Raw genomic sequence first — 20,841 nt, forward strand, 5'->3', positions numbered from 1 at the left:
TCCATCATCCCATCTCGATCAAAAGATTGCCCAGTTGCCGTATTGTTTCAAATAATGTTCTCATAAATGCTGTGGAGATATCCGGATTCTCTTCCAGGTACCGCTTGAGATCCTGTTGTTCGACAGTATATATGAACAGATCCTCAAATGCCTCTACACTGAAGGGTGAATTTGCTGCAACAATAGCCTCTAATCCGCACATGTCACCCGGACCGAGCAGTTTTATAGTTCCCTCCCACCCGTCAATTGAGTGTTTGAAAACCTCTGCAAAACCCTGAGAAATTATGGAAACGCCGTCTGGTTGATTGTTTTCTCTTAAAAGCATCTCCCCGTCCCTGACATAATGGGGAACGATTATCCTGGCAAGCTGGGTAATCTGCGGAATTTTGACAGATTCAAATGATGAGACTGAACTGAGAAATTGTATTCTACCGGCTAGCGCCCGATCAATGAATTGATTCATCATCAACGGGTTTGGGATCGACCAGGAGCATGAATACTGTGAAAGGAGTGCCAGACTACGTTCAGAATAAACAAAAAACGGAGTATTTTTATTGCCATCTAGCATATCACGCCAACCGAGATGGAGCAGAAGTCTGTCAATGTATTCTGAAAACCCTGGAGCCTTATACAGTCTTGTTATCGTTGAAATAAATTCTGGAAATGGGAGAACCCGTATTTTCAGATTGCTTCTCTGGTCTTGAAAAATCTCTGAGAAATGCACGATGTGTGGATTTACCAGATGAATTGTCTGAAATACATTATCATCAAGGATTTTATTATCAAACAATGTTACAAGAAATCTACTGGTTTCATTTACATAAGACAGGTTCCTCTGATCATGCTGATCAGGAACCATACCCAGATTTACGTATGCCTTTATCTGCTGGAAAAATGCATTTTCCTCAACGTTCTGCTGGAATGACCCGGTTTCTGAGTCAAAAGTGATATTTCCTGCCCTGAAAATTGTTGTGACAATCCCTTGTGTACGGGCATTTCGAACCAGATTTTCTGCTTCAAACTTGCTCTTTACATAAGGATTCTCGAGCTCCTGTCCGAGATCGAGTGAATCTTCAGCAAAAAATTCGCCCTGACTGTCAGGGATAAGTCCGCTTCCAACAGATACTGTTGAAATATAGTGGAAATCTTTTCGTTGTCCATGTAAACAGAGAGCAAGAAGGTTTTGAGTGCTTACAACATTAGCCTTGTAAAATTCCTGGTAATCTCCAATATGCTTGGTAAGAGCTGCAGAATGAATGATAGCATCTACCTGGAGAGAGAGTCTGTCCCAGGTATTATCATCAAGGCCGCAATGGTCAGAACTCAAGTCTCCCTGAACTACTGAAATTCTTTCCAGGTATGGCTTCAGATAACCCGGTCCAAAGGATTCTTCCATTCTCCTGGTCACACGATTTAGTGCATCTGTCTGATCGTGACCCCGTGCAATAAGGACAACATCATAACCCGTCAGTTCAAGGAGATCTCTGAGAAGATATCCTCCCAGTGTTCCGGTAACACCGGTTAGGAGAATAGTTTTGTAACTCCTCTTTCCCTCCAGGTTGTAGTTGTTCCAGTCAAGGTTGCGGATTGTATCTGCGTAGGCAGTTTCCTTTGCTATCACATCAGGTGTTCGCTCTGGTGACTGTAACAGGTTGATGAGGAGGGGAATCCTGTCTGCAAATCCTGATTCACTTCTGGATAAGTTCGCAGCCTGATCAGCAATTGTTCGAAAAGAAAAGATATCAGAAATCGAAACGTTAAAGTTCTTTTCCAGTTCTATCAGAAGAGCAATCGCCCGGAGTGAATCTGCTCCTATATCAAAAAAATCATCAGTTATACTGATACAGGACTTTCCAAGAACTTTCTTCCATGCATCTGCGATACATTGTTCTGTCTGATTTCTGGGATACTCATAGGAAACATCGCATGATTGAATAGTATCAGGACCGGGAAGCAACTTTCTGTCCACCTTTCCGTTCCGGTTTAAGGGAAATGATACAAGATGAACAAATCTTACAGGAATCATGTATTCAGGGAGGATTCTCCGCAGTGATGATTTGAGTTCAGACTCAGTAAGGGGAGAATCTGCCTCATAATATCCGCACAGATACTTTCCGATGGAAGAGTCGTCAATAGCCAGAACAATAGCGTTATTGATACCGGGTACAGTTCTGATAGCAGACTCGATCTCTCCTGGTTCAATCCGGTATCCCCGAATCTTTACCTGAAAGTCAATCCTTCCGATATACTCTAACATTCCATCAGAGCGAATCCGTGCCCGGTCACCTGTCCGGTACATCCGCTCTCCGGAAACAAACGGGTCAGAAAGGAATTTTTCACGTGTTAAATCCGGTTTGTTCAGGTATCCACGTGAAACTCCTTCACCTGCAATATAGAGTTCTCCAGGTATTCCTACCGGTAGGAGAGTACATCCAGTTCCGAGTACATAAATCCTGGTATTAGCGATCGGGTATCCAATTGGCGGATTTGGAACAACACTCTTTATTTCGGTGCTGGTCGATGCCATGGTCGTCTCGGTAGGTCCGTATTCATTTACAAGTTGATAGGATCCGATTTTATACCGTTTGAGACGATCTCCACCAACTACCAGTCGTTTGAGTGATCTGTTGCTGCATACTTGGATGAATTGTTCTGCAAACTGCGTTGGGAAATGGGCATGGGTAATCCTGTTCTCTTCGCAGTACCTGTCAAGATCATGGGGGGATAGCCTGAGTGATTCTGGAATAATATGTAATTCTCCTCCTGTAACCAGAGGAGCAAATATCTGAACTACTGAAACATCAAACGAGAGCGATGCAAATTCAAGAATCCTGCTTCCTGAATCAAACTGATGATGACGAGTATACCATGCAATAAAGTTCACCATTGAATGGTGCTCTATCATCACCCCTTTTGGTTTCCCGGTTGACCCAGATGTATAAATCAGATATGCAAGATCATTCGGGGATGGATCCGGAATCTTTGTTTGTTCAGAGTCATCTTTGGCATCCCTGGACAAAGTGTCAAGATTGATCTTGGCACCAGAATACTGTGATATATTTTCCAGGGATTTTTCTGTTCCGATGAGCAGGCAAGCCTTGGTATCATCAAGAATGAACCTGATCCGATCCTTCGGATAACCTGGATCAATGACCACGTAGGGAGTATCTGTTTTAAGTGCTCCAACCATTGCGGCAACCGTGAGAAATGATCGGTCTCCGATTATCCCGATTATTGAGTCATGGCTGGTACCTGCATCTTTGATTCGTATGGATATCTTTCCAGCTATCTGATCAGAAATAGTATTGAGTTCACGATAGGTTATGCATCCGTCTGGAGCAACTATAGCTCGGTTCTCCGGGTACTGAAGGCAGGATCTGGTGACAGCCTCACCAATTGTAGTCCACTCCGGAAGCGGTGTTTTTGTATTGTTAACCTCCCTGAGAAGAAATGCTCTCTCTTCGTCATCAATGAGTTCATAATCACCTGCATTTTTCGAGGAGTCTGATACAATTGAGCGGATCAGAGAGAGCAGATGCAGCTCAAGGTACCGGATTGTGTCATCTGAGAAAAGAGGGCTCCGGTAATCAATTTTAAAGAAAATATGTCCTTCTTTTTCCCATGCTCCAATGCTGATGTCAAATTTTACCTGATTCAGGTCATAGATCTGATGTGTGGATGATATTCCTTCTGCAACAAAGGAATTATCTTCCATGTTCTGAATGTTTACATTGAGATCAATAAACGGGTGTCTTCCCGGACCTCTTGTCTCTGCAACTGATTCGTACACACGTGAAAGTGAGAATGGCTGATGGTCATAGAGATCGAAGAGATTATCTCGAACCTGCTGCAGGTATGAAATAACTGGTAGATCGTCGGTAACCTGGATTCTGACAGGTATCGTCTCGACAAACATCCCGACAACCGAATCTGATCCCTCGGGACCTCTGCCATTTGTTGTCGTCCCGATAACAACATCTTTCTGCTGCGTGTATATCGAATAGAGGAGCCCGATAATTCCCATCAAGGCAGAATGCAGGGTGGTTTCACTTTTTTCAATTAGATCGTGAAGTGATGTAGTGAGATCTGAATCAAGAATAAATTCCCGGGTTTTTCCTGAAAAATCCGGAACTTTTGGTCGTTCATTATCTGTTAGTAATTCTGCAGGCCTGTAATCAGTTAGATATTTAATCCAGAATGAGTCATTTTCTTTCAATAGTCCATCTTTCTCAAGTGTATTCAGCCAGACTGCATAATCTTTGAACTGAAATGCAGGTGGTTTCAGATCTTCACCTGTATAAATCCGGGATAATTCATCAAATATCAGCGATATTGATATTCCGTCTGCAATAATGTGATGGATGTTAAGCAGCAGGATAAACTGTTCTGGTGAACATTGAACCAGTTTTATCTTTAGAAGCGGTGCTTTTTCAAGATCAAACCTGGTAAAAAAGGAATGGATCACCCGGTTTGTCTGGTTATACGGGATCTCTTCATATGATAGCCTGATTTTTACTTCTGGTTCTACTATCTGAACTGTTTCTCCGTTCTCAATTCCAAACTTTGTCCTGAATACTTCATGCCTCTGAAAGAGGATCATCAGCGAATCAGAAAGACGTTTTTTATCAAGTTCTCCTTTAATTTCAAGAACCAGGGGAATACTATATGCATTTTGTATGGTCTTAAGCTGCTCAAGCATGAAGAGCTGCTGTTGCGGCTCTGTTACCGGGTAGTTGTGTGAAAGTGGTGCAGAAACTATCTTTGGGAATTGTTTTTTAGCCGGTTTGGTAACAAGAGAACTGACTCCCCGTGGTGTTTTCAATCTAAAAAACTCACGGAATGGTATACTACATGAGTATTCTGATTCCAGTCTTGATATGATCAGGATTGCCTTGATTGAGTCACCACCAATTGAGAAGAAATCATCGAGGGCTCCAACCGGATGAAGGTCAAGGACTTCCTCAAATATCCGTGCAATGGTTACCTCTTCATCACCTTCAGGTTCAATAAACACTTTCTGTGCTGATGATTGCTCTGGTTTAGGGAGATTTCTCCGATCAATCTTGCCACTTTGCGTCTTTGGTATCTCATCAGTACCAACAAGAAACGATGGAACCATAAATTCGGGAATAGCCGAATGGAGGTATTCTCTTATGGTTTCCTGCTCAATGGATCCAGACGGTACATAATATCCGCAAAGTGAGATTCTTCCTGTATCATCCCTGAAATCGATTACAGCTGCTTCAGAAATTTCAGGGATCTCCATAAGAGCCTTTTCAATCTCTCCAAGTTCAATTCGAAATCCCCTGATCTTTACCTGCCTGTCCATCCTGCCGAGATGAAGAAGACATCCGTCTTCAGTCCAGCAGGCAAGATCCCCGGTTTTATAGAGCCTTTCCCCAGGCATGAAAGGATCTTCAATAAACATATCTGCAGTTTTTTCAGGAAGATTCAGGTATCCCCGAGCAAGAGAAATGCCTGATATACACAGTTCTCCGGGAACCCCGATTGGCTGAAGATTATTCCAGTGATCAATGATTGTTATCTGATAATTTGGAATTGCATATCCAATGGGAATATTCTCAAAATCCTGCTCCACTTTGAAATATGTTGCCATTATGGTGCATTCTGTCGGCCCATAGGCATTGTATAAGGTATAGGGACGTTTTTTAAACTTCCTGAGTTTTTCTCCACCGGTCAGAAGGCACCGGAGTGATGAATTATCCACATATTCCATGAACTGTTCGCCGAACTGGGTTGTAAATCCGGCAATAGTGATCTCGTTTTCTTCAAAATATTCGTTTAAATGATTCAGAGAGAATCTGATCTCTTCACTGATGATATGAAGGGTGGCCCCGATAATGAGTGTCGGGTATATCTCGAGCATCGAGAGATCAAAACTGAAACTGGCATGTTTAGCCACGTTATCTGAATCGGTAAGGGCAAATTCATCAATAAACCAATGTGAAAAGTTTACAAATGACCGGTGCTCAAGCATGACCCCTTTCGGGTTTCCTGTTGAGCCAGACGTATAGATGAGAACGGCAAGATCAGATGGTGCCCCTCTATCCTCATATGATACATGAGTACCTGAAAATGTATCCGGATCTGTCAGGTCAATAATATTTGGAATTTCAACTGAATTGTCCTCCAGGAATCTTATAAATCTGGGACTTGCGAGCATGATCGTGCAGACACTATCATCAATCATATACCTGATTCGATCAGGGGGATATGAAGGATCAATGGGCATGAATGCTGCGCCGGATTTCAGCACCGCTACCTGGGCGATAACAAGAAATGCAGAGCGATCAGCAAGAATTCCTACAAACTGATCTTTCCCGGCTCCAAGCTTCACCAGTTTTTCAGCCAGGATTGTTGACATCTCATCCAGTTCAGCATATGTGTATCGTGTGTTCTGGTACACGATTGCGACATTATCTGGTTGCCTGATGGCCCGGTTATGAATTAACTCATGCAGATAGTGTTCAGGAGAGAGATCAGACCGGGAGTTGAATCCGCAAAGTAACTGATTTGTTTCATCTTCACCAAGGAACCTGAAACTCCTGACTTTCAAATCTGATGATGCACATCCGGTACCTACAATCGACTCGATATGGCCAGCAATTCTCTCGATTGCTGACTTTGTAAACAATTCAGGGTTGTATTCAATATAGAGATCTATCGGAACTTCCTCACCTTTACCTGCAGTTCTGCAGAATATACAAAGACTATTCTCTGATTCAACCGGAGGATGATATGTTGCCTTTACATCTGATCCGGCTTCAATGAAAATGTTCTGAACAAACGTATAATCTATGAAATTATGTGTTTCTCCGGTCTTGTTTCTGACATCTGCGATAAATGATTCATACGGATATCGTGAATGGGTCTGTGTCTCCTTAAGGACTGTGGTTACTGATGTAAGTAGTTCATAAAATGAAGATTCCGGATCGCAGGTGAGGAACAACGGTGATGTTGAGACAAACATCCCCAGGGCATCATGCATTTCCTTTGGATACCGGTTTGCAAAGGCAGTCCCCAGTGCTATCTCCTCATTTCCGGTCAGACGTGAGGTGTATAATGAAAAAGCTGTTAAAAAAACCCGGAATGGCGATGTTTTTATCCGGTTGCAATACTGGTATACTGCATTGCAGATTTCAGGGGAAACAGGATAAACAAAGGTTTCCCTTTTAATACTGTCAGATCTGTGAGATGTAAATGATACAGGTTCAGGAATTGTGTCGGTTTTCTTCTGCCAGAATTCCTGGTCTGCCAGGTAATCCGCAGATGAAATATATGATTCTTCGTATGAAGTGAATAGTGGAAAATGAGGGACTGAATGAACAGTTTGGGTTTTCCCCAGTGAAATTTCACGAATTGCCTGAGAAATCCTGTTTATAAGTATCGCGATTGATGTTCCATCAATAATGATATGATGGGTATTGCAAAAAACCGTGTATTGCTGATTTGAGATCTCAATGATAACAAATTTAGCAAGAGCACCGCCGTTAATTAAATCAAGGGGAATTAACCTCTCTTTAGCAAGCCACTCAAGATATCCGGCCTTCCCCCCATTGTTTCTGAAACTGATATACGTGATGGGGATTGGCTTATCTGAATAATACTGAAAAGGGATACCTGATTCTATCCCTATTCGGAGTGAAAGAGTCTTTTCAAGTCTGATAATTTCGGTTAATGCCTGGTGAATGGTCTCATATGATACCGGGTACTCCAGTTCAAGAGTTGCCATCATGTTCCACATGACTGTTCCGGGATTTATCGATTCGACGAGATATATCCTCTGTTGTGCATGATTCAGGGGGTATCGGTTTTGGTCCATTATTTTTCACCGGTAATCAGGTTAGTTCGGGCTTGGTTTTTTTCATAATATCTGATGATATCTTCCTTGCGGAAATACATACAATGAGAGAGAGAATTGAAGATATAATTACAAATAACATGGCGAAATGGAAATTTGAAAGATACTGGTATTGCGAAATTATATCAGAAAATCCGGAGGTTGAAATTCCGAATGTATAGATTATTGTAAAGACTGTAAGACCGGTAATGCTACCCAACTGAAGAATCAGTGATTTTAATGATGATATCATCCCCCGGTTTTTTTCTTCTGACTGGTTCATAACAAAGGCCACACTTGCAGGAACGAAGAGGCCGATTCCTATTCCATACAGTACTAATGAAAAACAGATGTTTACTCCTGAAGTTGTCATTGTCAGTCCATGAAATGCGATACCGGCAAACAGGCAGAAGAACATTCCCATGATACAGGGAATTATTGGACCTAGTTTATCTGTAAGCCAACCTGACACGTAGGCAAGAAAAATACTTGATGCAGTCGGTATTGCCAGGAATAATCCTGCGGTAGACGCAGAATAATTGAGAAGGTCTATCAGGTAAAACGGAAGAAGAAGACTGACTCCTGAAAGAATAAATGTATAAAAAAACGAAGCACATAACGCAAGATTCAGGATTCTGTCTTTGAAAACAGAAAAGTCAAGAAGTGGTGACGGTGCTCTTTTCTGATGGAATACGAAGATGGCCAGTGCGATTCCCACAATGGTAATTGAGAGAGGAAGGAGAGGGTACGAAGATGATTCACTTAATATATGCAAGGTGAAAGACAGGGAACCAATAAAAGCTAAACTTAAAATAAAACCAACAATGTCAGGGGTTTCGGTATTTGTCCTGGTGTATGGCTTATTAAGTAACAGTCTGACCAGTACTATGCCTGCTATGCCTATTGGTATATTGACAAAAAAAATCCATCTCCACCCAATTGTATCCTGGATGTACCCGCCGACAGGTGATCCAAGAGCAAATCCAATACAGGCAAATAATCCATTTACTCCAAATGCTCTTCCCCACCAGTCTGATGCGATATATCTTGTAATGATGACCGCAGAGGTTGAGAAGAGCAGTGCTGCACCGATCCCCTGGATAAACCTGAATATCTCGAGTCCTTGCAGTGATTGTGACAATCCGCATAATGCTGAACTTATGATAAAGATTCCATATCCAGCACTGAGCATGAGTTCAGGACCAAATATATCTGATAGTTTTCCTGCAATCAGGAGAAACGATGTCATAGAAACAAGATATAGGAGGTTTATAAGAGATATATCGTTGAATGAAACGTGAAATGTGTTGACTAATAATGGGAGCACCACATTAACTATTGATACATCGATGTTAGCCATAAAAATGGCTAATGCACTTGAGAGGAGCACACCCCATTTAAGATATTTTTCATCCATTGTGTATGCTATTGGCTTATCTTCTTGTGTAATATATATTACTGCTTGATACCGGTGGTTTTTTATTTGATGTGATTGTGAGGTCCCATTTTCAGAGGGAAATATGAGTCCAATCACTCAGTCACCCTATTACATCATGTTTATACGTTAGGATCCTGTACAGGTCAGAACCGGTAATAACTCCCGCTGTATTTATAGTACATATTCCCGTGTTTTCAGGTCAGACCCGACTTGTTATTACATTTCATAAGCATCTCTCCTCCTGTTGTTTGGTTGAATCAGCATTCTTTTCCTAATCAATATTCCAAGATGGCAGATGTCCGGATCAAATCTCCCGAATACGTGATTATAGTATTGTTGTTTTTTTAAGAGCAGGAAAAGCTATGTTCAAAACAAGAATCTGTAACTGAAGATGCCTCCGCAATTGATAATAATCCGTATTTCCTTGATTAACATTTTTGGTATTTCTATTGGACTGTTCGCACATAACAGACAACAGGAAAAAACGACCTCATTCATATAATCTAAAAAAGAATTGTCGTTTGTCTGTTAATCAATCAGAAGAAGAGCCATGGGTGAAGGATGGCCGATTACAGGAAAACTAATTGGTATTCCGGCACGTTCTGCAGTTTTGATCATATTGATACCGACCGCATGTTCTGGAATCCGTGCTCTGGTGGGATGTAGGCATTTCCCTTCTTTTGTATTACAGGTTTCACATAATCTACATGATCCGTTTACGAATGCGAGAGCAAAGGTATATCCTGCATTAAATGCCTGCTTTTCAAGTTCAAGCATAGTATTCAGGCGATCAGTATTGCCTTCTACATATTGGGACATGAATGCAGTAGCTTTCTCTCTTTTATCTGGATCTCCCTTTTTATCATTCATTAATTGGGTTAGTGAACAGATTATATCCGGATCAGCCAAAGCGGGTGAAGTGAATTTTACCAACAGGGCGTATCGGTATTCTGAGAGGATTGTTCTAAATTCGTCTGGTGTAGGAACGTGAGGTGGGCATGTAAGTTTTGTGCCGTAGGTAATGCAACCGGTTCTGCACTTTAGTGGAACCCTGTTCTCAACGATTACCTCTGAACTTTTAATAACTCGTGTGTCTGTTGCACCAAGGTTCAGTGCTGTTTGTCTAAGAAATTCAAACTGGGTAATTTCAGATTCATCTTGATTCATATAAATCACATCATTTTGTTGAAAATGAGATAGCCTAAATTAATTCTGGGTATTCTCAAGTGTAAAATTCAATGGTTTTTGTATCATTGTATTTATCAGATATCAGGCTTTTTTACTCTGAATTCCCACGTAACTTTGGCGATCCTACTGATCATGACATTAACTGGGCAAGAGAGAGTCATGGTATCTTGGATTGCTTTATTCACGACTGTTTCGTCAAGATGTCCAGTGACAGTGATGACCAGGTGAATCTGTTCCAGGATTTCAGGTGGAGATTGAAATCTGGTGTATTTCATCCCTATTCCTATTTGGTCCGGTTCATTTCCGATCTTGGTAAGATGGATATGTGTCTTTATCGCGATGCATGTACCGATAGATGCGATCAAATACTCCATAGGATTTGGATATTCACCCTTGCCACCGAGTATACCTGAAGGCTCAGCGATGATCTCCTTTCCGGAACTTGTTTTTGCCATATATCGCAATGGTTCTACTTGTGAAACCTGCATCGTCACTGATGGACTAATCATTATGAATTCTCCATTTCTGGTTCAATTGCCGTCTTTTATCCAAATTTCACTACTTTTTTTCAAATTTACATGCCAATATATATCCTCATTGATTCTTTATATTCACCTCGATAAATATACATTCAATTTGGTATGTATTAATTCAATCGGTTTGTATTCTGAGATTCGACATTGTTTTCAACTGGCGGGGGAAATAATTACTCAATATCAATGCCAAAAGTCGTCCCCGAGTATAAAGAAGAAGCGAAACGGCGAATTATCAATGCAGCAATCGATGTGATTGCTGAAAGGGGATCTGACCAGTTAACCTTTGATCGAGTGGCAAAAAAGATAGGTGTCACAAAAGGGGCGGTATATTGGTATTTTAAAACTAAGGATGAACTTATTATCGCCGTGATGAAGAAATTCAAGTGCGATTTTGAGAGAATTACCTTTGATTCATTCTACAATCGTTCACTTGAAGAGACATTCCTCCAGATATTTGATACGTTTACTCTGACTGATAACCGGCAACGAGCCATTTTTTTTGAGATGTTTGCACAAGCTATCCGAAGTTCTGATATAAGGCATGCTACACGTGATTATTATACAGGTCTTGTTGCCACATTTGAAGATGTAATTGAAAAAGGACAGAAACAACAAATTGTTAATTCAAAAGTGGATCCACATACCTTAGCACTTTTAATGGTTGCATTATATTCCGGATTACAGAATTATGAGCTTGTCTGGATGTGCCCGGAGGAGATTAGGGATCTCTGGATTAAAGGGATGAATCTTCTTTTTGAATGTAAATCTGTGGATTCTTCCGAACATAAATAAATCTATAAAAAAATCTATGATTTCTCAACGATTCATTCCAACGGAAATCATTGTGTATATTGAATTCTGAAACGTTGTAATCCACCCGGAATTATCCAATTGTTTGATGGTTTATCCAGATCAGGTATTGGAGAGCATAATTCTAAAATAAGGGCTGGTATTACATTTAATGTATGCTCTTTCTTCTTGAAAATAGAGGCGTAAATAATCCCGAATCCTGTCTGGCCTAGGATAAATTATTGTGGGACCTTTCGACTCTCAAAACTCAGTTTATCCCAGCAACCTTTTTTAGAATCATGTCATTGTTTTTTTAAGGTTATGAGATACGTCCTTTTTGTCTTTGGGTTATCGTTATTCCTTACCTCTGTCTGCATTGCAGACAATCTCCCTGCTGATGACTTCTATATGTCCGGAATACATGAATACCTCAATGGTTCCTATGAGAAAGCTGGCGATTTGTTCAACAAGTCCATGGTTGCATATGATCAGGAAGGAGATGTTGACAATGCACGAAGAGCTCTTGGTATGAGGAATAGGGCTTTTTGGATTCTGGTTGAGATGCCGCTCAATAGAACCACAGCGGAAAATAATCTTAAGCAATCCTTTCCCAGTCTTTCAGAGAATGATATATCCCGCATTCTTCAGCCGGGTAATTCAATTCAGATAGACTCAGATGGTCAGACCAGGTATTTCTACAACATTGCAAATAATGTAGCATATCACAATATCACGATAATGCAGGATAATTCCCGGAAAACAAATCATTCCCCATTCTTTGATGAAGTATTCCCACTGATAAGCAATAACACCTCTTTTACCGGTTGGTATGGCAATCCACATACGTTTATGGCAAAAAGTTCAGTTTCACTTCCCCGTAATGTACTGCCTGCAAACGGAACCCTGGAGGTCTGGATGCCCCTGCCTATTGAGACAGATAGTCAGAAGGATATAAAAATTCTCGATATTCAGCCTCAACAGTACATATCTTCAGATCCGGTGACATCCGGGGATCTTGGGCAGGTGTACTTTACGATTCCGCTTAATGAGATGGATAGTCAGTTCATCAATCTCTCGGCAGATTACGAATTTACAACAGATGAGCAACGATTTGTCATAGACCCGGATTCGATTGAACCTTATGACACTTCAAGCGATTTGTACCGGGAATATACAGCATCACAACCGAATATCGAAATTAATCCAGAGATCCGGAATCTCAGTTCCTCCATCGTTGGTGATGAAAACAATCCATACCGTAAAGCAAAACTGATTTATGACTACATTATTCATACATATCCATACAGTAACGTACCCCATACCTACCTTGTAGGGTCGCAGATACCAGAGTCGACATATATGTTTGATACCGGTTTTGGAGACTGTGGTACTCAAAGTATGTTCTTCGCGGCTCTCTGCCGGGCTGCCGGAATTCCTGCACGGGCAACTGGTGGGTACCAACTTGCACCAGGTCTTGCCGGACCCCATTTCTGGGCTGAGTTCTATCTCCAGGGATATGGCTGGATTCCTGCTGATGTCACAATTGCAGAGAGTTCAGACTGGGCTTTTGACAAGACTGATTCAGATCGAAACCGGTTCAAGGATTATTATTTTGGGAATCTGGACCCCTATCGGTACACGATTCAGAATGATGTCGATATCTCCTTCACTCCAGATCCGGGAAATGACATCATTATGAACATGGTCCATCAGACACCTGCACTGGTCTGTCGTGAAAGCAGAGAAGATGTAGAACTGCTAGGCATGCAATGCTGGAATATTACTCTGTCAGAAGTTGACTAACCAGGTATTTCTGATAGGATAAATGAGTGATTTTCTGGATTCACCCTTTATTTCGTTGTAGATAGCCGTCCCCCTTTTTTCATTTGTATGTTGAACAGGGATACTATCGGTCATCAATGGTTCACATACAATGGGGTTGCTCGGCTTGAGTGATTCGTTTATCCTGTTCATCACCCCTGTCTTATTATTACGTGCGGTAGCATGAAAATATTCAAAAGATTGGATTTTTATCGAGGAAACTAAAATTCTGTTCCAATATTACGCTTTCATTTTAGTAGAATAGTGTCAAATATATATTTGATGACTGGTACTAATTCTATTACTTCAGATATTTCTCATGAATTTCAATATCTTATCGAAAAAGCCCGCTCTCTTGGTGCTTCAGAAGCAAAGGTAATCCTTACATCTGATATAGTCGTTGAGAATAGAGTTGCACTCAAATGTCGGACTGGCTGTATTGGATATGGTAAGAAACTTACCTGTCCTCCATATGTTCCAACTCCTGAAGAATTTAGAAAAATATTATCTGAATATACATATGCCCTCCTTGTAGGGTTTATTTCACCGGCACATGCTGATGAGGATGTAATCTGTTCGATATACCGGTACTGGCTTGATCCGAAAGCCCCGGCAGATAAAAAAGAGAAAGCAACCCAGTTCTGGACTGATCATTTCAATGGAACAGGATCTTTTGCTCCGGTAATGCTTGAACTGGAACGGACTGCTTTTAATGCAGGAAATGCCCTTGCTCTGGCGCTCATAAACGGCTCATGCAGGCTATGTAAAACCTGTAATATTAAAGAAGGAATCTGTATTCATCCGACACAGGCACGAATTCCTGAGCATGCTTTGGGGGTAAATATGATAAAAACAGCGGAAAAAGCAGGTATGCCCATAAAATTCCCGGTACAGGGCCATCCCGAATTGAGAGCATTGCTTTTGATAGACTGAGGGATAATTATGGCTTTAAATTTAAAATCAGCAGACAAGATCGAGATTACGGTGTTAGTTGATAACTACATTGACATCTTTGTACCATCGTCCACACCCATAGATCATCGGCTGCCTTTTGATCCTTCTCGTGAACTTCTGGCAGAACATGGTTTTTCCTGCTTAATCCAGGTGATTGACGGAGGGGAAAAGCATACGATTCTGCTGGATGCCGGACTTTCACGCAGATGTATGCTTTGGAATGCAGGTTTCCTTGGGATCTCATTATCAGATATTGAGGCTGTGGTTCTTAGCCATGGCCACTTCGATCACATCGGGGGTCTTTACGAGTTTTTTTCAAATGTTGAGGGGAATATGCCGCTCATTCTCCATCCTGATGCATTGCTCAGGCGAAGACTCAACAATCCGGTAAGAGGGCCGGTTGATCTGCCACAGGTCGATCAGAAAACTCTCACTGAATCCGGGGCAAAGATCTGTCTATCCAGTGAACCCTCACTTCTGGGTAAAGGTTGTTTGCTTGTGACTGGAGAGGTAGATCGTAAAATCTCGTTTGAGACCGGGATGCCAGGAATGGAAATGTATATGAATGAAACATGGGTGCCAGATCCAATACTGGATGACCAGGCACTGGTGTTCCATGTCAGAAATAAAGGTCTAATTATTCTGAGCGGATGTGCTCATGCAGGAATCATCAATACTGTTCAATATTCACAAAAAATAACCGGGTCATCGCATGTTCATGCTGTTCTAGGTGGATTTCATCTTACCGGTCCTGCATTTGAATCCCGGATTATGCCTACAATCACTGCAATGAAAGAGATCAATCCTGATTTTATCGTTCCAATGCACTGCACCGGGTGGAATGCTATCAATAGTTTTTCAGAAAATATCCCCGGAAAATGTATTCTGAATACTGTCGGAACCACGTATATATTCTGATTTCAAGAACTTTTTTTATAAATGGATTTAAAGCCTGCAAACCACCGTAAACACGTCTCCTTTATCTCCCTTAACCGGGTCAACCTTGCGAGATCGGTTTTGTTTCAACTTTAGCATCTCTGTGTTGCGATTATGTATCCATTAACCGATGCTGGGATCTTTACAGGTATCAAACAAAAAAGAGATTTAGAGAATGAAGGTCTTACTTGATTTTTTTCTCTAGTTTCTTGAGTTTCTTCTTGGCTGCTTCGCTTCCTGCAGCCACCTGCTTTGAGAGTTCTTCTGCCTTGACCTTCTTCGCTCTGTTCAGCTTTCCCAGCTGTTTCTTACTTGTTGGCATACTGTCACATCGCTCTATATCTGGCGAGTTCTATTAGTTTTTTCCTTCTTATAATGTCTCTGTGTGCTGGTGGTGGAAATATTACTAAACCCACAGAATGGCACATGTGTATCCAGTATATTTTTATCAAATAATGTTAGGCATTCAGTTCTAATGATGAAGCATTACAGTATTGAAAATAGGAATTACCCATTTTCCGCTGTCAGGATATTATTTTCTGTAGGGATTGCAAGAGCACCCTTTTCAATCCATGGCGCAAGTCTCCTTTCTATGCAATGAAACATCCGGTTTCGTTCCTCATCAGTAAGTTCTGAAATAAGGGAGGCGACAGGAAAAATGGAGAAATATGCAGGAAGGAATCGTGCGAATGAGGGATGGTGGGCGACTTTCACCTCTGTTTTTATGGAAATGTTTGAAAAACCAGCCTCCCGGAGCAGATCGTTGAGCAGATCATGACTGGAAAGACAACATGCCACCTGGAACATCTGTGTTGAATCCGGGCCAAAAAATTCTGTGAAAACATCACAAATGACCATCACGTGCGGGCTGTTTTCAGGGCGGCCCCATACACTGAGTGCCAGGGTCCCATGTGGCACAAGAACTCGTTTTATCTCCTGAAGAGCTCCTAATTTGTCAGGGAAAAACTGAAGTCCCTGCTGGCATAGAACGATGTCAAATTCCCCATTTGAAAAAGGCATCTGTGTTACATCACAGTGATACCACTCAATACCTGTTACACCTGTTTGTTCAGCACACCTGCAGGCCACCCGGAGCATTCCTTCGTTGAGATCTACGGACGCAAACCTTCCTTCCGGCCCTACTAATGCTGCTGCTCTTCGTGCCATGATACCAGTGCCACAAGCAACATCTAAAACTCGTTGATTTGGGCCAATATGTCCAGCTTCGATAAGGTTCAGTGCCCAGTCATCCATCCATGTTGAAACTATACACTCCTCATATGTTTCAGGACCATCGGTACTCATCTGCCATTTGAAGGTGGATTCAATCTCCTCTTTCCCGGTTTTAGATTCAGAAAAGGTTTCTGGACGCACTGAACTCATGTTTATCTATCCGCACGTTTGTCTCGAATGTTTACTCTGGTAAAAAAAAAGGAAATTAATGGGCAGAAAACATGATAGTATTGCTATCTGCTGAAGAATGTGTTTTGTCACCATCATAATGGGCCTGCATTCCTACGGTATATGCATAGGAAACCCCGACGGTAAATTTAAAACTTCCATCAGAACTAGTCTGGGTCGTTGTTAATGGATCCTCACCTGAGTACCCGGTTTCATCCATGGTCACTGTAGCTCCGCTGATCCCCTTCCCATTCTGATCAATAAGTTTGCCGGTAACTGTTACGGTCTCACCGACTGCCGGGGTTGTTGTGCTCGCACTGATGGTGAGATGAGACAGACCATACTCTTCCTGATTGCCTGAAATTGGGATTATCGTCTGATCTGTGGAAGGAGCAGGTTTAATTATGGCAGATGATTTTTTAACCGGAGTGACAATAGGATCAGCAGTTATTTGGTTATTCTCATCTGTGAACCTGATTGCATTTGAGGTTGCTTCCAGACTTCCAGACCGTGCAGACACCCTAAAGAGATCTGTGCTACTTTGGGAACTTGGTACTGCCCAGACAAATAGTCCCTTTTCATCAGGTATTATCTGAGTAATATCGGAAAATTCAGAATCAGAATCTTTTTTTCCAGCGATGGTGAAAGTTACCCCTGTAGTGGTTCCACTGACATACCCTACAATCTCGTGTAGTGTTTTATCTCCCATTGACACAGAGAATGGAGAAATTGTTACCTGAACCTTACCCAGGATCGGCTTTGAAGTGATGGAAGAAGACGGACTGCGGGTATTAAGCGGTTCAATTGTCAGTGTGGAAGAGACTTCAGCTAAATATGGTGGGGCATTTCCCCAGCCATACGGGTTATTTGGGTTTGCGTATGCTTCAATTGGATAATCTTCATCGTCATCAAGAGACGCTGAAACCGGTATACCGATTAGAAGCAGTACAACAACAGATACGATACTAATAAGAGACATTTTTTTGAGAAACTTGTAACGATTTGATACCATATGAAATACTTTCAAGGAAAGGAGAAATAGTTGTTTATTCATTCTATATTTAATTACTCAAAAATTATAACTCAGTATTTGGTCCTGAAAGTAATAATTTTTTAGAAATAGTAGGTCATCTCAAGAATTTCTTTGAAATATTGGAATTTTAACTATATATTATCATCTTTTTATTTATATGGATTTACTAAAGTTTTATCTTGTGGGTGTCATAAATTTGAGCGATAAGAGGATATAAGTTATAATTGCTCAAGGACCTGAAGAAATTTCAATACACTCGTCATTTTGTATCTAGTTTTTCATTTCTTTCATTACTATTCTCCGTGGGATTTCGTGTCCGAATAGATCTTGGGTTTTGTCTGCCATTTACAGACCGAGATTTCACTTCTGATACATCCTGCATCAATGATTGAAATATACTTATCTTTGGAGGTTGGAGGGCGTGAAATCACGAATAAACCATTTAATCTCTATGATCTTATTAATATCAACTGTGATTTCCCCTCCTGTATAATCTGTAATAAAACTAACCCTCGATGAGTCAGGAAATGGCCAAAACTCACTGCCGGAATACTGAATATTATCGACCGCAATGCCAACTAACTCTTTGATTTCTTGATGGCCGGTCTGTAAAAGATTCTTTCCTAGCTCAAAAAACCCCTATAAATCAATGGGGCCCGGTATGTGACCTTGAAGACTGGGTAAGACGGATTTAATCCGCGTCGAAGAGGAAAAATTTCCTGACATGCATCTAATGTTGTTATGGTTCTTAAGCATGAGATGATGATGTAACTGTGATTTATTTTCCATATTATATTTATATTATTACTATTATTCGAGTGTGAGAAAATCTTGGATATATTATACTCGCCTGAATTCTTTAACTGCGTGAAGTAATCTGTCGTCTGGTTTCCAAAATTTCTTGAAACAACAGTAGTTTCTTTTTCAGTATGGGATCATTCCTTCTGATATCGTGATCATAGGGGTTATGTCGGCTTACTATTACCATCTCATAAAAAAGGCAATCAAATCGGGAAAATATTCGCTAGATATTAAGTCAAGCCGTTATTATTATTACAGTATATCTCGATTAAAGAATATGGAACGCTTAATCAGGGTAGTACTAGTGATGTCTCTATTTATGGCTGTGATCCCTATGGGTCTTGCAGAATCGTCTGCAAATTCAACGGGCTCCTCTGGGATTGATGTCACCAAGATGACTCCTACCTTCAAAACTATTCCCGCGGCAAATGTTTCCTTTCCAGCAATCAAGCAACTGAATGTAAACATCCAGGCCACCCCTGCCCCGGTAGCAACCGTGAAGGCAAACACAACTGAAGCAAAGGCAAATGCAACTCCGGCAGCAACAGTAAAGGCAAATACCACTGAAGCAAAGGCAAATGCAACTCCGGCAGCAACAGTAAAGGCAAATACCACTGAAGCAAAGGCAAATGCAACTCCGGCAGCAACAGTAAAGGCAAACACCACTGAGGCAAAGCCAACCACCGCTCCAGTAGCAACTGTAAAGGCAAACACTACCGAAGCAAAGCCAACAACCACCAATGCAACGGCAATCAACGCAACTGCAACCAAGGCAACAAATACAACTGCTGCCGCTAATGTAACTGCATCACTTAACTCAACTGTAAAGAAGCAGTAATTTTTCCCTTTTTTTTATTAATTTCTTACTTAAGTATCTTCTATTCTATTTCTTCGAAATGAATGCAATGTTGAGCGATCTGCTTGTATTCTTTTTATCTCGCTACAAGTCATTTGAGATGACTATTTTGTTACAGTATAACTTGTGATGTGTGATGACGCAAAAACAGATAATGTTTCAGATATGTGGAATATTTTTTGGATTAATTATTCTGTGCATTATTCAAGCCGCTGTCTTTGCTCAAGATATTCCTTTAATTTCACAGCAGACTTTTAAGATTCCTGATATCTCTGGTGTACAAGGAGATACGAACGTTTTTTCTCTCCCATCTCCTGATCACTCAAAGTCAGCCACGCTTGATGAAGTCCTTCAAAATCGCCGGTCAGTCAGGGAATACCAGAATATCTCGATATCGGCACAGGAACTATCAAATCTTCTCTGGGCTGCCCAGGGGATCACCGATGGAAACAGTGGGAAGCGCACTGCACCATCTGGACAGCAAATTTACCCGATAACACTTCATGTTGCTGTCAATCGGGGAGATGATGTTCCAACCGGTGTATATACTTACCACGTATCTGGTCATCAGTTAATCAGAGAATTGGATAAAACGGGAGAACAGAATCTGATAGAGGCCCTGGGACAAAAAAGTGTAACCTCCAGTGCGGCTTGTATCATAATGAGTGGTAATTATTCTCCATACCAGAAATTTGACACCGATATGGCGAATCAGAGCATGTATCTGGAAGCTGGTCATATAGCACAGAATATTCTGCTTGAACTCACATCCCTGGATCTTTCAGGTGTTCCACTTGCAGGGTTTAATTATGAGAACGTTGGAAATGTACTGGGTCTTGATTCGGATCACCCGGTTCTCTATGGAATCGCTTTTGGAAAGTAACCCTAAGTTTGAATTATCCCTTTTTTTGTATTCCAGCATTTTTATCCCCTGAATAGGTAAGTCATCCATATCTCTACTACTACTGAATTATATCCCGCGCTAAAGGGAGAGAAGCGTCCATAGTTGAGATACGGTTTTTGAGCGTAAATTCAGGTTTATAGAGGCGATCAAGAAAAAAATTCGCAACTTCAGATCTTTATCGCCTGCAATGACGTTCAAAAAAAGATAATCCGCTGAATTTTACAGAAACGATATTCAATGGCTCATGATATCTCATATTACTATGATATTTCAGATACTTTTATATCTTGGAGTAGATTGTGGTTCCGATATAATAATAACGA

General features: G+C 41.1%; 13 protein-coding genes. 6 read left to right on the forward strand and 7 right to left on the reverse strand.

What is annotated here, in order from left to right; genetic code table 11:
- Positions 1 to 4: 4 nt before the first annotated feature.
- From DK846_RS00730 to DK846_RS00745, 4 genes are all read right to left on the reverse strand, one after another.
- Entirely contained in the window at positions 5 to 7,843 is a 7,839-nt protein-coding gene (locus tag DK846_RS00730) for a non-ribosomal peptide synthetase (RefSeq protein ID WP_109967011.1), read from the reverse strand.
- Between the two features lie 16 nt (positions 7,844 to 7,859).
- A complete protein-coding gene (locus tag DK846_RS00735; protein WP_146201086.1) occupies positions 7,860 to 9,278 on the reverse strand; it encodes an MFS transporter in 1,419 nt (472 codons plus the stop codon).
- Positions 9,279 to 9,827: 549 nt separating this feature from the next.
- On the reverse strand, positions 9,828 to 10,466 hold the full coding sequence (locus DK846_RS00740; protein ID WP_109967013.1) for a DUF2284 domain-containing protein: 639 nt from the start codon (positions 10,464 to 10,466) through the stop codon (positions 9,828 to 9,830).
- Positions 10,467 to 10,561: 95 nt separating this feature from the next.
- Positions 10,562 to 10,996, reverse strand: coding sequence for an OsmC family protein (locus DK846_RS00745; protein WP_109967014.1), 435 nt, complete (start codon positions 10,994 to 10,996; stop codon positions 10,562 to 10,564).
- Between the two features lie 171 nt (positions 10,997 to 11,167).
- Between DK846_RS00745 and DK846_RS00750 the strand changes: the two genes are divergently transcribed.
- The 4 genes from DK846_RS00750 to DK846_RS00770 all read left to right on the forward strand — a co-directional run bounded on the left by DK846_RS00750 (position 11,168) and on the right by DK846_RS00770 (position 15,505).
- Entirely contained in the window at positions 11,168 to 11,815 is a 648-nt protein-coding gene (locus tag DK846_RS00750; protein WP_245926415.1) for a TetR/AcrR family transcriptional regulator, read from the forward strand.
- A gap of 318 nt (positions 11,816 to 12,133) precedes the next feature.
- Entirely contained in the window at positions 12,134 to 13,615 is a 1,482-nt protein-coding gene (locus DK846_RS00755; protein ID WP_109967015.1) for a transglutaminase-like domain-containing protein, read from the forward strand.
- 300 nt (positions 13,616 to 13,915) lie between these two features.
- Complete coding sequence (locus tag DK846_RS00765) at positions 13,916 to 14,566, forward strand: DUF2284 domain-containing protein (protein ID WP_109967017.1); 651 nt, start codon at positions 13,916 to 13,918, stop codon at positions 14,564 to 14,566.
- A 9-nt stretch (positions 14,567 to 14,575) separates the two neighbouring features.
- A complete protein-coding gene (locus DK846_RS00770; RefSeq protein ID WP_109967018.1) occupies positions 14,576 to 15,505 on the forward strand; it encodes an MBL fold metallo-hydrolase in 930 nt (309 codons plus the stop codon).
- A gap of 202 nt (positions 15,506 to 15,707) precedes the next feature.
- On the opposite strand, the gene DK846_RS17510 is transcribed toward DK846_RS00770, so the two are convergent.
- The 3 genes from DK846_RS17510 to DK846_RS00780 form a co-directional block, all read right to left on the reverse strand.
- Positions 15,708 to 15,845 carry a hypothetical protein gene (locus DK846_RS17510; RefSeq protein ID WP_181391561.1) on the reverse strand — a complete coding sequence of 46 codons (138 nt, stop codon included), beginning with the start codon at positions 15,843 to 15,845 and terminating at the stop codon, positions 15,708 to 15,710.
- Positions 15,846 to 16,030: 185 nt separating this feature from the next.
- The gene (locus DK846_RS00775; protein ID WP_109967019.1) at positions 16,031 to 16,906 is read right to left on the reverse strand and encodes a class I SAM-dependent methyltransferase; all 876 of its coding nucleotides are present in this window, start codon (positions 16,904 to 16,906) and stop codon (positions 16,031 to 16,033) included.
- 55 nt (positions 16,907 to 16,961) lie between these two features.
- Positions 16,962 to 17,936: a carboxypeptidase-like regulatory domain-containing protein gene (locus DK846_RS00780; RefSeq protein WP_146201087.1), complete on the reverse strand. Its 975-nt coding sequence runs from the start codon at positions 17,934 to 17,936 to the stop codon at positions 16,962 to 16,964.
- Positions 17,937 to 19,077: 1,141 nt separating this feature from the next.
- On the opposite strand from DK846_RS00780, the gene DK846_RS00785 reads away from it, so the two are divergent.
- Entirely contained in the window at positions 19,078 to 19,596 is a 519-nt protein-coding gene (locus tag DK846_RS00785) for a hypothetical protein (protein ID WP_109967021.1), read from the forward strand.
- 154 nt (positions 19,597 to 19,750) lie between these two features.
- Positions 19,751 to 20,497: a SagB/ThcOx family dehydrogenase gene (locus tag DK846_RS00790; RefSeq protein ID WP_109967022.1), complete on the forward strand. Its 747-nt coding sequence runs from the start codon at positions 19,751 to 19,753 to the stop codon at positions 20,495 to 20,497.
- Positions 20,498 to 20,841 lie beyond the last annotated feature (344 nt).

It is taken from the genome of Methanospirillum lacunae, assembly GCF_003173355.1.
Taxonomy (GTDB): domain Archaea; phylum Halobacteriota; class Methanomicrobia; order Methanomicrobiales; family Methanospirillaceae; genus Methanospirillum; species Methanospirillum lacunae.